The following is a 14567-nucleotide window of genomic DNA, read 5'->3' as shown; positions in this document are numbered from 1 at the left end:
ATCCCACAAGGAACCGGAGTCATTGAAGTGAGACGCGCGAAGATCGTCGCAACACTGGGACCGGCCACGGAGTCGTACGAGATGATCCGCGCGATCATCGAGGCGGGCGTGGACGTCACCCGATTGAACCTCAGCCACGGCGATTACTCGGAGCACGAGGTGCGCTTCGCCAACGTGCGCAAGGCCGCCGATGACGCCGGTCGCCCGGTCGCCATCCTGGTCGACCTGCAGGGACCCAAGATCCGCCTCGGCAAGTTCTCCGACGGACCCCACGACCTCGCCGTCGGCGAGACGCTGCGCATCACCACCGAAGACGTCGTGGGCACCCGCGACCTCGTCGGCACCACCTTCAAGGGCCTCGCCGGCGACGTGAAGCCCGGCGACTCGCTCCTCATCGACGACGGCAAGGTGCGCGTCGAGGTCACGAGCGTCGACGGTCCCGTCGTCACCACCCAGGTTGTCGTCGCCGGCACCGTCTCCAACAACAAGGGCATCAACCTGCCCGGCGTCGCCGTCAGCGTCCCCGCCCTGTCCGAGAAGGACGAGCAGGACCTGCGCTGGGGCCTGAAGGCCGGCTGCGACCTCATCGCGCTGTCGTTCGTCCGTGACGCCGCCGACATCACCCGCGTGCACGAGATCATGGCGGAGGAGGGCCGCAAGGTCCCCGTGATCGCCAAGATCGAGAAGCCGCAGGCCGTGGACAACCTCGAGGAGATCATCGACGCCTTTGACGGCATCATGGTGGCCCGCGGTGACCTCGCCGTCGAGCTGCCGCTGGAGGCCGTGCCGATCGTGCAGAAGCGGGCGATCGAGCTGTGCCGCCGCATGGCCAAGCCCGTCATCGTCGCCACGCAGATGCTCGAGTCGATGACCCACTCGCCGGTGCCCACCCGCGCCGAGGCCTCCGACGTCGCCAACGCCGTGCTCGACGGCGCCGACGCGGTCATGCTCTCCGGTGAGTCCAGCGTCGGCGACTACCCGGTCGTCACGGTGCAGACCATGGCCCGCATCGTCGAGTCCACCGAGGAGCACGGGCTGGACCGCATCCGCCCGCTCGTGACCAAGCCCCGCACGCAGGGCGGCATCCTCACCCTCGCCGCGTACGACATCGCCGAGTTCGTCGGCGCCAAGTACGTCGCCATCTTCACCGAGTCCGGTGACACCGCGCGCCGCATGTCGCGCCTGCGCTCGGGCATCCCGATGATGGCCTTCACCGTCGACCCGGCGATCCGTCGCCGCATGGCGCTGACCTGGGGCGTGCAGTCCTCGCTCGTGGAGCACGTCGCCCACACCGACCTGATGTTCCTGCAGGTGGACGACTACTTCCTCGGCAACGGCCTGGCCGCCGAGGGCGACAAGGTCGTCGTGATCTCGGGATCCCCTCCCGGAATCGTCGGCGGCACCAACGACATCCGCGTGCACAAGATCGGCGATGCCAAGAACGGCAAGGCGCCCATCTACAAGTCGGAGCAGTAACACTCCGATCGCACCGACACCGCGACGGCCACGCTCACTATGCTGAGCGTGGCCGTCCGGCGTTTCCGGCGGCACCCCGCTGCGAAGGAGAATGCCGTGTTCTGGGATCTGTTCTGGTTCATGCTGGTCGCCGTGTACGTCGTGTCGTACGTGTTCGTGCTGGTCTTCATCGTCTCCGACCTGTTCCGCGACGACACCGTCAGCGGTTGGGGCAAGGCGGTGTGGATCTTCTTCCTGATCTTCTTCCCCGTGCTCACCGCGCTGGTCTACCTCATCGCTCGGGGCAGCGGCATCGCCGCGCGCGCCCACGCGACGCGGTCGCGTCCCGCCGAAGACGACGCCTACCGGCCCGCGGCATCCTCGTCGCCGGCGGAGGACATCGCACGCGCCAAGGCGCTGCTGGACGAGGGCACGATCTCGCAGGGCGAGTTCGACGCGCTCAAGAGCAAGGCGCTCGGAAACCAGTACTTCGGGGCCTGAGCGCACGACGTGCCGGTGGTGGGAGTCGAACCCACACGTCCGAAGACAACCGAGTTTGAGTCGGTCGCGTCTGCCATTCCGCCACACCGGCGCACGTGGATTCGACGATACCGCAGGCAACACCGGCCGCTGGCCATAGGATGTACAGGTGACTGAGCAGGAACCGAGCACGACGCCCACCGCCACCGCCCCGCGACGGGTCGTCGTCGCCGAGGACGAGTCGCTGATCCGTCTCGACATCGTCGAGATCCTCCGCGACAACGGCTTCGACGTCGTCGGCGAGGCCGGCGACGGTGAGACCGCCGTGCAGCTGGCCACCGAACTGCGCCCCGACCTGGTGATCATGGACGTGAAGATGCCCGTGCTCGACGGCATCAGCGCGGCGGAGAAGCTCAACAAGGCGCACATCGCGCCGGTCGTGCTGCTGACCGCGTTCAGCCAGAAGGAGCTCGTCGAGCGCGCCAGCGAGGCCGGCGCCCTGGCGTACGTCGTGAAGCCCTTCACGCCCAACGACCTGCTGCCGGCGATCGAGATCGCCCTGGCCCGTTACGAGCAGATCATCACGCTCGAGGCCGAGGTGACCGACATGGTCGAGCGCTTCGAGACCCGCAAGCTCGTCGACCGGGCCAAGGGCCTGCTCAACGAGAAGATGGGCCTGTCCGAGCCCGAGGCGTTCCGCTGGATCCAGAAGGCCTCGATGGACCGCCGCCTGACGATGCAGGACGTCGCCAAGGCGATCATCGAGCAGCTGGCCCCCAAGAAGTCCTGACCCCCCAGCCCCCTCCCTCGCACGCCCCCGCCGCCCCGCGGCCGGGGCCCGGCCGCGAGAGAACACGTCGGCGCCGAGAGAACGGTCACCACCCGTTCCCTCGGCGCCGCGTTGTTCTCTCGCCGACGGTGCGGGCCCGGCAGGGCGGGGCACGGCAGGGCGCGGCGCACCGGCGGGCGCGGCAGGGCCGGGCGGATGCCGCGGTCAGCGGTCCTTGATCATGTTGGTGATGCGGATGGTCGAGCAGCGGCGGCCCTGGTCGTCGCTGACGACGATCTCGTGCACCGTGATGCTGCGTCCCAGGTGCACGGGGGTGCACACCCCCGTGACGATGCCGGAGGTGGCCGAGCGGGTGTGGGTCGCGTTGATGTCGACGCCGACGGCGAGGCGATCGGGGCCGGCGTGCAGGTTCGCGGCCATCGAGCCGAGCGATTCGCCCAGCACGACATATGCCCCGCCGTGCATCAGACCGACCGGCTGCGTGTTGCCCTCGACGGGCATCGTGGCCACGCACCGCTCCACCGTGAACTCGGTGAAGTGCAGGCCCATCTTCTCGGCCAGGGCCCCCATCCCGCGCTGCGCGGCCCACTCGAGCCCGTCGATCCGGCCGTCGACGGTGTCGGATTCGCTCATGATGTACGCCTTCGCAACGGGGCCTGCGGGGGTGTCCCACCCGACGTCTAGGCTGTCAGGGTGACGGACTCCGGCAAGCCTACCCTCCTGGTCGTCGACGGCCACTCGCTCGCATACCGTGCGTTCTTCGCGCTCCCGGTCGACAACTTCTCGACCAAGGACGGGCAGCACACCAACGGCATCTACGGCTTCCTGTCGATGTTCGTGAACCTCATCAAGGCCGAGCAGCCCACCCACCTCGCCGTCGCCTTCGACACCTCACGCCACTCGTTCCGCACCGACCAGTATCCGGAGTACAAGGCGACCCGGTCCGAGTCGCCGGCCGAGTTCAAGGGGCAGATCCCGCTGCTGCAGGAGTGCCTGGCGGCCATGAACGTCACGGTGCTCACCAAAGAGGGCATCGAGGCCGACGACATCCTCGCCACCCTCGCCACCCGCGGCGCCGCCGAGGGCTACGACGTGCTGGTCTGCTCCGGCGACCGCGACACCATCCAGCTGGTCACCGACGACGTCACGCTGCTCTACCCGAGCGTGCAGGGCGTCTCGCAGCTCAAGCGCTACACCCCGGATGCCGTGGTCGAGAAGTACGGGCTGCCGCCGGCCAACTACCCCGACATCGCCGCACTCGTCGGCGAGACCAGCGACAACCTGCCCGGTGTGCCGAAGGTGGGGGAGAAGACCGCGGTCAAGTGGCTCACCCAGTGGGGGTCGCTGGAGAACCTGCTGGCCAACGCCGACAAGATCACCGGCGTGGTGGGCGGCAACCTGCGCGAGCACCTCGACGACGTCACCCGCAACCGCAGCCTCAACGCGCTGCTGCGCGACGTCGAGCTCGAGGTCACCCCCGACGACCTGAAGATGCAGCCCATCGACGCGCAGGCGGTGCGTGACATCTTCGCGCGCCTCGAGTTCCGCACCCTACTGCCGCGCGTGTTCGAGGCGGTGGGCTCGGGCGAGCCCGCAGACGAAGCGCCCGCGGCCGTCGCCGTGCCGGCCGCCGCCGAACTCGACGCCGACGCACTGGCCGCGTGGGCGGCCGAGGCCGGCGGCGACGTCGCGCTCACCGTCGTCACCGCTGCGGGCCTGCCCACCCGCATCGGCCTCGCCCACGGCGACAGCCCCGTCGAGGCGTCCTGGTCCGACGAGGTCGCCGCGGCGCTGCGCCCCTGGCTCGAGTCCGACGCCCCGAAGGTGCTCGCCGACGCCAAGCCGCAGTTCAAGGCGCTCCGTCGTGCCGGCATCCGGCTGGGCGGGCTCGCGTTCGATCCGATCCTCGCGGGCTGGCTCGAGCGCCCGAGCTTCCCCGACAAGACCCTCGCCGACCTCGTGCAGCGACACCTCGACGAGAAGCTGCCCGAAGCCGATCCCACGCAGCTGGTGCCCGAGACCGAGGGGGCGACCCCGGGTCAGCTGGCCTGGTTCGCCCTGCGAGTGGCCGTCGCCCAGCGCGCGGAGCTGCCGGCTTCGGTGGCGGGCGTGCTCGCCGAGATCGAGCTGCCCACCCTCGACGCCCTGGCCGACATGGAGCTGGCGGGGGTCGCCGTCTCGCACGAGAAGCTCTCGGGCTTCTCCGCCGAGCTGCTCGCCCGCGCCGACGGCGTGGCGCAGCTCGCCTACGCCGAGATCGGCCGCGAGGTGAACCTCGGCTCGCCCAAGCAGCTGCAGGAGGTGCTGTTCGACCAGCTCGCCCTGCCCAAGACACGCAAGACGAAGACCGGCTACTCCACGGATGCCGCCGTGCTCGCCGACCTGCGCGACTCCAACCCCCACCCCTTCCTCGACCTGCTGCTGCAGCACCGCGAGGCCACCAAGCTGCGGCAGATCATCGAGTCGCTGGACGCCGCCGTCGGCGCGGGGCCGGCCGATGCGGCCGGCGACGGGCGCATCCACACGACCTACGTGCAGACCGGCAGCCAGACGGGGCGCCTCTCCAGCACCGACCCCAACCTGCAGAACATCCCCATCCGCACCGAGGAGTCGCGACGCATCCGGGCCGCGTTCGAGGTCGGCGCGGGGTACGAGACGCTGCTGACGGCCGACTACTCCCAGATCGAGATGCGCATCATGGCGCACCTGTCGGGCGACCCGGGCCTGGTCGAGGCGTTCAACTCGGGCGAAGACCTGCACCGCTTCGTCGGCGCGCGGGTGTTTGGCGTCGACCCGGCCGAGGTCACCCCGGCGATGCGCACCAAGGTGAAGGCGATGTCGTACGGCCTCGTCTACGGGCTGTCGGCCTTCGGCCTGTCCAAGCAGCTGCGCATCGACCAGTCCGAGGCCCGTCAGCTGATGACGGAGTACTTCGCGCGTTTCGGCGCGGTGCGCGACTACCTGCGCACGTCGGTCGAGCAGGCCCGCGTCGACGGCTACACCGAGACAATCTTCGGCCGGCGCCGCCCGTTCCCCGACCTCACCAGCATGAACCGCGTGCTGCGCGAGAACGCCGAGCGCGCCGCGCTCAACGCGCCGATCCAGGGCAGCGCCGCCGACATCATGAAGATCGCACTGTTCCGCATCCACGACCAGCTGCGCACCGACGGCCTCGCCTCGCGCGTGCTGCTGCAGATCCACGACGAACTGGTCGTCGAGGTCGCTCCGGGGGAGTGGGACGCGGTGGAGCGCATCGTGCACGACCGCATGGGCGACGCCGCCGAGCTCTCGGTGCCGCTCGACGTGCAGATCGGGCGGGGTGCCAACTGGGACGAGGCAGGACACTGACCCCCTGACACCGGTCACAGCCGCGTTAGGCTCGACTCATGACCAACGCATCACGCACCCCGTCTGAGATCGATCGGATCGCCGACGCCTGGGTCGACACCGCGGCCGAGTTCTCCCCGGCCCTGGCCACCTACATCGGACGATTCGAGTACAACGGCGCACTCGACGACATCTCGCCCGAGGGTCTCGAGCGGCGCTTGGACGCCACGAAGCAGACCCTCCAGGCGCTGCAGGCGGCCACCCCCGCCGACGAGGTCGACGAGGTGACCAAGTCCGACCTGCTCGGCGACCTGCAGCTCGACATCGACCTGCACGAGGCCGGCGCGCACCTGCGCGACGTCAACGTGATCGCCTCGCCCGCGCAGGAGCTGCGCAACGTCTTCGATCTCATGCCCACCGACACCATCGACGACTGGTCGGTGGTCTCCACGCGCCTGGCCGCCGTGCCCACCGCGCTCTCGGGCTACATCGCCACCCTGCGCGAGGGCATCGACCGCGGTGTCGTCCCGGCGCGCCGTCAGGTGCTCGAGGTCGTGTCGCAGATCGGCCGCTACACCGCCGACAACGGCTTCTTCGCCACCTTCGCCGGCGACGCCGCGCCCGCCGAGGGGCACCTGCCCGCGTCGCTGGCCCGCGAGCTCTCCGACAACGCCGGCGCCGCCCGCGTCGCCTACGACGAGCTGGCGTCGTTCTTCCAGTCCGAGCTGGCCCCGGCCGCCACCGAGCAGGATGCCGTCGGCCGCGAGCTCTACGCGCTGCACTCGCGCCGCTTCCTCGGGGCCACCATCGACCTCGACGAGACCTACGAGTGGGGTGTGGAAGAGCTCGCCCGCATGGTCGCCGAGCAGGAGTCCATCGCCCACGAGATCAAGGCCGGCGCGAGCGTCGAAGAGGCCGTCGCCTTCCTCGAGCAGGACCCCGCACGCAAGCTCCACGGCACCGAGGAGCTGCAGAAGTGGATGCAGGAGACCAGCGACCGCGCCGTCGCCGAGCTCGGCCGCACCCACTTCGACATCCCCGAGCCGATCCGCACCCTCGAGTGCATGATCGCCCCGACCAACGAGGGCGGCATCTACTACACCGGCCCGACCGACGACTTCTCGCGTCCCGGCCGCATGTGGTGGTCGGTGCCCGACGGCGTCACCTCGTTCGACACCTGGCGCGAGCTGACGACCGTCTACCACGAGGGCGTCCCCGGCCACCACCTGCAGATCGCGCAGGCCGTCTACAACCGCGCCGAGCTCAACTCGTGGCGCCGCCTGCTGGCCGGCTCCAGCGGTCACGCCGAGGGCTGGGCGCTGTACGCCGAGCGTCTCATGCAGCAGCTGGGCTACCTCGACGACCCCGCCGACCGCCTGGGCATGCTCGACGGCCAGCGCATGCGTGCGGCCCGTGTGGTGCTCGACATCGGCGTGCACCTGGGCAAGGACCGCCTCGACGGTCAGGGCGTCTGGGACGCCGACTACGCGCTGGAGTTCATGCGCCGCAACGTCAACATGCCCGACGAGTTCGTGCGCTTCGAGGTGAACCGCTACCTCGGCTGGCCGGGACAGGCCCCCTCGTACAAGGTGGGCCAGCGCATCTGGGAGCAGATCCGCGACGAGGTCGCCGAGCGCGAGGGCGACGCCTTCGACATCAAGCGCTTCCACATGCGCGCCCTGCGTCTGGGCGGCGTGGGCCTCGACACGCTGCGTGCGGCGCTGACGGCCTGATCGCACACGCACACGCGGGGTCGGCGGCGACGGGAATGTCGCGGCCGGCCCCGCGGTTCTCATTCACATGCATGAACTAGAGCTGGGCCTCGACACCTTCGGCGACGTGACGGTGGGCGAGGACGGGCAGCGTCTCTCCGACGCGCAGACCATCCGCGACGTCGTCGACCAGGCGGTGCTCGCCGATGAGGTGGGCCTGGCGTTCTTCGGCGTGGGGGAGCACCACCGCCACGAGTTCGCCGTCTCCAGTCCCGAGATCGTGCTGGCCGCCGCGGCGGCCCGCACCGAGCGCATCCACCTGGGCACCGCCGTCACCGTGCTCTCCAGCGACGACCCGGTGCGCGTCTACGAACGCTTCGCCACCCTGGATGCCGTCTCGCGGGGACGCGCCGAGGTGATCCTCGGCCGAGGGTCGTTCATCGAGTCGTTCCCGCTGTTCGGCTACGACCTGCGCGACTACGAGGTGCTCTTCGACGAGAAGCTCGAGCTGTTCTCGCAGCTGCGCGCCGAGAAGCCGGTCACCTGGCAGGGCACCACCCGGGCGGCGCTGGAGGGCGCCGACGTCTTCCCCAAGACGGAGGCGGGCCTGCGCGCCTGGGTCGGCGTGGGCGGCAGCCCCGAATCGGTGGTGCGCACCGCCCGCCACGGCTACGCACTGATGCTCGCCATCATCGGGGGAGCGGCCGAGCGCTTCCGCCCGTTCGTCGACCTCTACCACCGCTCGCTCGACTCGTTCGGTCACGAACGGCAGCCGATCGGCGTGCACTCGCCCGGCCACATCGCCGACACCGACGAGCAGGCGTGGGAAGAGCTCTACCCGGCCATGGAGGCCAACCGCAACGCGATCGGCGCCGAGCGGGGCTGGCCGCCCTACAGCCGGCTGCAGTTCCAGCACGACGTCGGCCCGGAGGGCGCCGTCTACGCCGGCTCTCCCGAGACGGTTGCGCGCAAGATCGCCGCGACCGCGCGGGCGCTGGGCATCGACCGGTTCGACCTCAAGTTCTCCAACGGCACCCTCTCGCACGCGCGCATGCTGCACTCCATCGAGCTCTACGGCGCCACCGTCGCGCCGCTGGTGGCCGACATGCTCGCCCGCGACTGACGCCGCGTCGATGACCCCGGGCGTCCCGGCATCCGTCATGATGCATTCATGACCACCGACGCCGCCACCGGGTCGATCCCGGCCCGTCTCGACTCCCTGCCGCTCACCCGCGCGCACCTGCGGATCCTCGGCGGGTCGGGCATGGGCTGGGCGCTGGATGCCATGGACGTCGGCCTCATCTCGTTCATCATCACCGCGCTGGTGGCGCAGTGGTCGCTGACGACCGAGCAGGCCGGCTGGATCGCCTCGGCGGGCTTCGTCGGCATGGCCGTGGGAGCGAGCGTCGGGGGCCTCCTGGCCGACCGGCTGGGGCGGCGACGGGTGTTCGCGCTGACCCTGCTCGTCTACGGTGTGGCCACCGGCGCCAGCGCCCTGGTCGGCGGGCTCGTGGCCCTGCTGATCCTGCGCTTCTTCGTGGGCCTGGGCCTCGGCGCCGAGCTGCCGGTGGCCAGCACCTACGTCAGCGAGCTGGCGCCGGCGCGCATCCGCGGCCGGCTCATCGTCGTGCTCGAGGCGTTCTGGGCGGTCGGCTGGACGGCGGCGGCGCTCATCGGCTTCTTCGTCATCCCCGCCAGCGCCGACGGGTGGCGCTGGGCGTTCCTCATCGGCGCGGTGCCGGCGGTGTACGCGCTGGTCGTGCGCTGGGGCCTGCCCGAATCGCCCCGGTGGCTGGCCCGTCACGGCTGGCACGACCGCGCCGAGCAGGTCGTGCGGATGCTGGAGGCCTCACCCGCGGTCGGCCGCTCCACGGGCGGTGCGGCGCCGGTGTCGGTGCCCGCCGCGACCTCCGACGCGCCCGCCCCGCGCAGCCGGGTGTCGGCGCTGTGGTCGCGCGAGTTCTCGGTGCGCACCGCTTGCCTGTGGGTGGTCTGGTTCTGCGTGAACTTCGCCTACTACGGCGCGTTCATCTGGATCCCGACGCTGCTGTTCACGCAGGGGCACGACCTGGTGCGCTCCTTCGGCTTCACGCTCATCATCACCCTCGCCCAGCTTCCCGGCTACGCGGCGGCGGCGTGGCTGATCGAGGTGTGGGGGCGGCGGGTGACCCTGGCGGTGTTCCTGGTGGGCTCGGCGGTCGCGGCGATCTTCTTCGGCACCGCCACCGGCGAGACGATGATCCTCGCCTCCGGCATGGCGCTGTCGTTCTTCAACCTGGGGGCCTGGGGCGCGCTGTATGCGGTGACCCCCGAGATGTACCCGACCTCGCTGCGGGCCACCGGCGCCGGCTGGGCCGCAGGCGTCGGCCGCATCGCCTCGATCATCGCGCCGCTGCTGGTGCCGGTGCTGCTGACGGTCGGGGGCACGCCGCTCATCTTCACGGTCTTCTCGGTGTTCTTCGCGATCGCCGCCGTGGCGGCGTGGGGGCTCGTCGAAGCCCGCGGCCGCGCGCTCGACGACCGCTGACGGCCGTAGGCTGGCGTGATGGCATCCGTCCGTTTCGTCGCCATCGGCGACTCGTTCACCGAAGGCGTCGGCGACGAACTGCCCGACGGCACCGTGCGCGGCTGGGCCGACCTCGTCGCGCAGGGCTGGGCTGATTCGCGCGGCGAGCCCATCGAGTACGCCAACCTCGCCATCCGCGGCAAGCTCGTCTGGCCGATCGTGCATCAGCAGCTCGAGCGGGCCCTGGCCCTGCGCCCCACGCACCTGTCGTTCAACGGCGGCGGCAACGACATGCTGCGCCCCCGCACGTCGATCTCGCACATCGCCGACGCGTTCAGCCAGGTGCTGCGTCGCTGCGACGAAGAGGGGGTGCGGCTGATCCTGCTCTCCGGCGCCAACCCGTCGGCGCAGCTGCCGCTCAGCCGGGTCATTCAGCGCCGCGGCGACCTCATGTCGATGGCGGTCGTGGCCCGCATGGCCGGTCGCGACGACGTGGTGCAGGCCCTCAACTGGCCGGATGCCGAGCTGTCCGACCCCTCGTTCTGGTCGGTCGACCGGCTGCACATGAACGCCCGTGGCCATCACCGCGTGGCCGCGCGCGTGCTCGACGCCCTCGGCGAGGCGGTGCCCGACGGATGGTGGGCGCAGCCCGATCTGCCCGATTCGGTGCGCCTGGCGCGCAGCCAGTACATGCGCGAGCACCTCGGGCCGTGGGTGCAGCGCCGCCTCACCGGCACCTCGTCGGGTGACGGCCGCGAGCCGAAATTCGGCGGCGGCTGGGTGCAGGTCGACCCGCACTGACCCGACGCGGAAACGCTCCCAGCGCCGAATGTCAAGGGGGCGCGGTGCGCCCCGGGGACGTGGGATGGTGTCGCCATGAGTATCGGAACCGGAATCGTCCTCTTCGTCATTGGCGCGATCCTCGTCTTCGCCGTCAACGTCGACGTCGAGTTCGTCAATCTCGACATGATCGGCTACATCCTGATGGGAGCCGGCGCCGTCGTGTTCATCATCGGCATCATCCTGCTGGCCCGCCGCCGTTCCACCGAGTCGGTCACGCGCACCAGCGATCCTGCCGGCGAGCGGGTCATCCGCACCGAGTCGCGCACCTCCGGCGACATCCAGCCCTGATCCCACCCGCGATCCCGCGAGCCCGTCCCGCTGTCAGGGGCGGGCTCGCGGCGTGCGGGGCGGGTCCATCCCGATGTGGATGCGGGTGCGCCGGCGTTCGATCACGATGAACGCCCCGCCCAGCAGCCACAGCGGGAACTGCGCGAGGAAGGCGATGCGGAACGCGTCGAGGTCGTAGGTGGCGGGAGTGCCGGCGCCCTGCAGGTCGAGCGCGACGCCGATCGCGAAGATCGTGATCAGCGCGGCCAGGAATCCGCCGGCGTTGGTGATGCCGGTGGCGGTGCTGAGGCGGTGGGCGGGGTTGTGCGTGCGGGCGTGGTCGAAGGCGATCATCGACGCGGGGCCCCCGAGGGCCATGGCGATCGCCAGCACGATCAGCAGCCACAGCGGCGCCGTGCCCGGCCAGCAGATCACCACGAGCCACACGGCTGCCTGCGCCGCGACGGCCGGCAGCACGAGGGCGCGCGAGCGCCGGTGGGGGATGCGCTGCGAGAGCGCGCCCATGACGGGCCCGAACGCCATGGCCGCGAACACGAACACCGAGGTGACCAGCGACGCGGTGCCCAGGCTCAACCCCTCGCCGGCGGTGAGGAACGGCATCCCCCACAGGAGGATGAAGGCCGTGCCCGAGAACATCGTGGTGAAGTGCGACCAGAACGCCAGCCGGGTGCCGGGGTGGGCCCACGCCGCCCGGATGCCGACGCCGGTGTCGACCGAGGAGCGCACCACCCGGATGGCCCCGGTGTCGGTGTCGACCGACACATCGGCGGCGACCTCGGGCGGATGGTTGCGGATGAGGGCGAACACGAGCACCGCGAACAGCACGCACAGCCCGGCGATGCCGCCGAAGGCGACCTGCCAGCTCGTGGCGTGGAGGAAGGCCGCCAGCGGCGCGAGCGAGAGCAGCTGCCCCGCCTGACCCACCAGACCCGTCAGCTGGCTCATCACGGGACCGCGCTGCGCGGGGAACCAGGTGGCGATGAGGCGCAGCACGCCGGGGAAGACGGCCGCGTCGCCCGCTCCCAACAGCATCCGCGCCACGATCGCCACTCCGACGCTGGGAGACAGGGCCATCGTCAGCTGGCCGGCCGCCATGAGCAGCATGCCCACCGTCATCACCGGCCGCGCGCCGAAGCGGTCGAGCAGCAGACCCACCGGCAGCTGCATGCCGCCGTAGACGGCCAGCTGCACCACCGCGAACATCGACAGCGTCGCGGCATCCGCCTGGAAGCGCTCGGCGGCGTCGACGCCCACCGCCGACAGTGAGCTGCGGTTCACGACGGCCAGCATGTAGGCGGCCACACCGACGCTCCAGATGAGCCACGACCGCGCCCCGGGACCGGCGGCGGAGGCGGTGGCGGCGGTCACCACTCCACGCTAGCGGCGGCCCGAGAGGAATCTTCGCGCACGATGTCGATTTCGCCGTGCGTCGTTCGACGTACAGGTGGGAGGGTGGAGCGACCACCCGCGACACAGGGAGAAGAACCGATGAAGCACATGCTGATCATGCGAGCGACGGCCGCCGCGGTCGAGGCGTACGAGGAGATGGACTTCGAAGCCGTCATCAACGCGATGGGCGCCTACAACGAGCAGCTCATCAACGCCGGCGTGATGGTCGCCGGCGACGGCCTGGCCCCCGAGCCCGGCTACGTCGTCGAGTTCACCGCCGATGAGGCGCCGCTGGTCACCGACGGCCCCTACGGCGAGATCCACGAGCTGTTCAACGGGTTCTGGATCCTGCAGACGGCCACCGCCGAGGAGGCGCTGGAGTGGGCCAAGCGCTGCCCGCTCGGCCCCGGCAACAAGCTCGAGGTGCGGCGGGTGACCGACGAGTCCGACTTCGCGGCCTACGCCGACAACGAGTACATCCAGAAGGAAGCCGTGCTGCGGGAGCGCGAAGGCCAGTGATTGCTGGCGATGTCGACCGCGCGGTCGAGGCGGTCTGGCGGGTCGAGGGGGCGCGCATCGTCGCGGCCCTGGCCCGCATGACCGGCGACCTCGGCTTCGCGGAAGACGTCGCGCAAGAGGCCTGCGTGGAGGCGTTGGGGTCGTGGCGCGAGCACGGCGTGCCCGCCAACACCGGCGCGTGGATCACCGCGGTCGCCAAGCGCCGGGTGATCGACGCGTGGCGGCGGCGAGAGCGGCTCGACGAACGGCATCGCACCATCGCGCACGAGCTGCGCGAGGCGACCGACCTCGACTGGGAGCCGATCGACGACGACCTGCTGCGCCTCGTGTTCACCGCGTGCCATCCGGCGCTGTCGCGCGAGTCGCAGGTCGCGCTGACCCTGCGGGTGGTCGGCGGCCTGTCCACCACCGAGATCGCCCGGATGCTGCTGGTGCCGGTGCCCACCGTGCAGGCGCGGATCACGCGCGCCAAGAAGACGCTCGCCGCCGCGCAGGTGCCCTTCGAGACGCCCGACCCGTCGGAGTGGCGCGCGCGTCTGGCGGGCGTGCTCGGCGTCGTGTACCTCGTCTTCACCGAGGGGTATGCCGCCACCGCGGGCGAGCAGTGGATGCGGCCCGACCTCGCCGACGAGGCGCTGCGCCTGGGTCGGGTGGTCAGGGCACTGCTGCCGCGGGAGCCCGACCCACCGGCACTGGTGGCGCTGATGGAGCTGCAGCGGTCGCGCTTCGCGGCCCGGGAGGATGCCGAGGGCACCCCCGTGCTGCTGGCCGACCAGGACCGCGGCCGGTGGGACCACGGCCAGATCGCCCGCGGCGTCGCGGCGTTGGCGGCCTCCGACGCCCTCGCACGCTCCCGCGGCACGGGGCGCGGCGCCTATGCGCTGCAGGCGGCGATCGCCCGCTGCCACAGCGTCGCCCCGAGCGTCGCCGAGACCGACTGGGAGCAGATCGTCGTGCTTTACGAGGCGCTCGGGCGCATCGCCCCGAGCCCCGTCGTCGACCTCAACCACGCGGTCGCCGTCGCCATGGCGACCGGGCCCGCCACGGCGCTGCGCATGGTCGACGCCCTCGCGGCATCGGGGGCGCTGCGCGGTTCGCCGCTGCTGCCGAGCGTGCGGGGCGAGCTGCTGTCGCGGCTGGGGCGCACCGGCGAGGCGCGCGACGAGCTGCGCCGGGCGGCGGCGCTGACCGCCAACGACGCGCAGCGGCGCGTGCTGGAGACCAAGATCGCCGCGCTGGGGTGACGCCCCCCGTTGAC

Annotated in this window: 13 protein-coding genes and 1 tRNA gene; 11 read left to right on the top strand and 3 right to left on the bottom strand. The window is 71.1% G+C overall.

All coding sequences use genetic code 11. The features are described from left to right. Nucleotides 1–27 precede the first annotated feature (27 nt). Nucleotides 28–1476: a pyruvate kinase gene (gene pyk, locus N3K63_RS07900; protein WP_261579611.1), complete on the top strand. Its 1449-nt coding sequence runs from the start codon at nt 28–30 to the stop codon at nt 1474–1476. A gap of 96 nt (nt 1477–1572) precedes the next feature. Then, entirely contained in the window at nt 1573–1956 is a 384-nt protein-coding gene (locus N3K63_RS07895; RefSeq protein ID WP_315943084.1) for an SHOCT domain-containing protein, read from the top strand. 10 nt (nt 1957–1966) lie between these two features. Here N3K63_RS07895 and N3K63_RS07890 read toward each other — a convergent pair. Beyond that, nucleotides 1967–2047: transfer RNA gene (locus N3K63_RS07890), tRNA-Leu, on the bottom strand. Nucleotides 2048–2104: 57 nt separating this feature from the next. Between N3K63_RS07890 and N3K63_RS07885 the strand changes: the two genes are divergently transcribed. Beyond that, nucleotides 2105–2725: an ANTAR domain-containing response regulator gene (locus N3K63_RS07885; RefSeq protein WP_261579610.1), complete on the top strand. Its 621-nt coding sequence runs from the start codon at nt 2105–2107 to the stop codon at nt 2723–2725. Between the two features lie 204 nt (nt 2726–2929). On the opposite strand, the gene N3K63_RS07880 is transcribed toward N3K63_RS07885, so the two are convergent. Beyond that, nucleotides 2930–3358: a hotdog fold thioesterase gene (locus tag N3K63_RS07880; protein WP_261579609.1), complete on the bottom strand. Its 429-nt coding sequence runs from the start codon at nt 3356–3358 to the stop codon at nt 2930–2932. A gap of 60 nt (nt 3359–3418) precedes the next feature. Between N3K63_RS07880 and polA the strand changes: the two genes are divergently transcribed. The 6 genes from polA to N3K63_RS07850 all read left to right on the top strand — a co-directional run bounded on the left by polA (nt 3419) and on the right by N3K63_RS07850 (nt 11401). Next, nucleotides 3419–6073 (top strand): DNA polymerase I, encoded by a 2655-nt coding sequence (gene polA / locus N3K63_RS07875; RefSeq protein WP_261579607.1) that lies wholly within the window; start codon nt 3419–3421, stop codon nt 6071–6073. 38 nt (nt 6074–6111) lie between these two features. After that, a complete protein-coding gene (locus tag N3K63_RS07870) occupies nt 6112–7785 on the top strand; it encodes a DUF885 domain-containing protein (protein WP_261579606.1) in 1674 nt (557 codons plus the stop codon). Between the two features lie 67 nt (nt 7786–7852). After that, a complete protein-coding gene (locus tag N3K63_RS07865) occupies nt 7853–8887 on the top strand; it encodes an LLM class flavin-dependent oxidoreductase (RefSeq protein WP_261579605.1) in 1035 nt (344 codons plus the stop codon). A gap of 48 nt (nt 8888–8935) precedes the next feature. After that, the gene (locus N3K63_RS07860; protein ID WP_261579604.1) at nt 8936–10291 is read left to right on the top strand and encodes an MFS transporter; all 1356 of its coding nucleotides are present in this window, start codon (nt 8936–8938) and stop codon (nt 10289–10291) included. 18 nt (nt 10292–10309) lie between these two features. Next, complete coding sequence (locus tag N3K63_RS07855; protein ID WP_261579603.1) at nt 10310–11071, top strand: SGNH/GDSL hydrolase family protein; 762 nt, start codon at nt 10310–10312, stop codon at nt 11069–11071. A gap of 75 nt (nt 11072–11146) precedes the next feature. Next, the gene (locus N3K63_RS07850; protein ID WP_261579602.1) at nt 11147–11401 is read left to right on the top strand and encodes a DUF6458 family protein; all 255 of its coding nucleotides are present in this window, start codon (nt 11147–11149) and stop codon (nt 11399–11401) included. A 33-nt stretch (nt 11402–11434) separates the two neighbouring features. Here N3K63_RS07850 and N3K63_RS07845 read toward each other — a convergent pair whose 3' ends face one another. Continuing rightward, a complete protein-coding gene (locus tag N3K63_RS07845) occupies nt 11435–12691 on the bottom strand; it encodes an MFS transporter (protein ID WP_261580069.1) in 1257 nt (418 codons plus the stop codon). Between the two features lie 198 nt (nt 12692–12889). On the opposite strand from N3K63_RS07845, the gene N3K63_RS07840 reads away from it, so the two are divergent. Beyond that, nucleotides 12890–13309, top strand: a complete 420-nt coding sequence (locus N3K63_RS07840; protein ID WP_261579601.1) for a YciI family protein — start codon at nt 12890–12892, stop codon at nt 13307–13309. After that, nucleotides 13306–14553 carry an RNA polymerase sigma factor gene (locus N3K63_RS07835; RefSeq protein ID WP_261579600.1) on the top strand — a complete coding sequence of 416 codons (1248 nt, stop codon included), beginning with the start codon at nt 13306–13308 and terminating at the stop codon, nt 14551–14553. Before N3K63_RS07840 ends, N3K63_RS07835 begins: the two co-directional genes overlap by 4 nt. Nucleotides 14554–14567 lie beyond the last annotated feature (14 nt).

Origin of the sequence: Microbacterium festucae, assembly GCF_025421715.1 — a bacterium.
Lineage (GTDB): Bacteria > Actinomycetota > Actinomycetes > Actinomycetales > Microbacteriaceae > Microbacterium > Microbacterium festucae.
The sequence above is the reverse complement of the archived record's forward strand: the minus strand, read 5'-3'. Positions and strand labels throughout refer to the sequence as shown.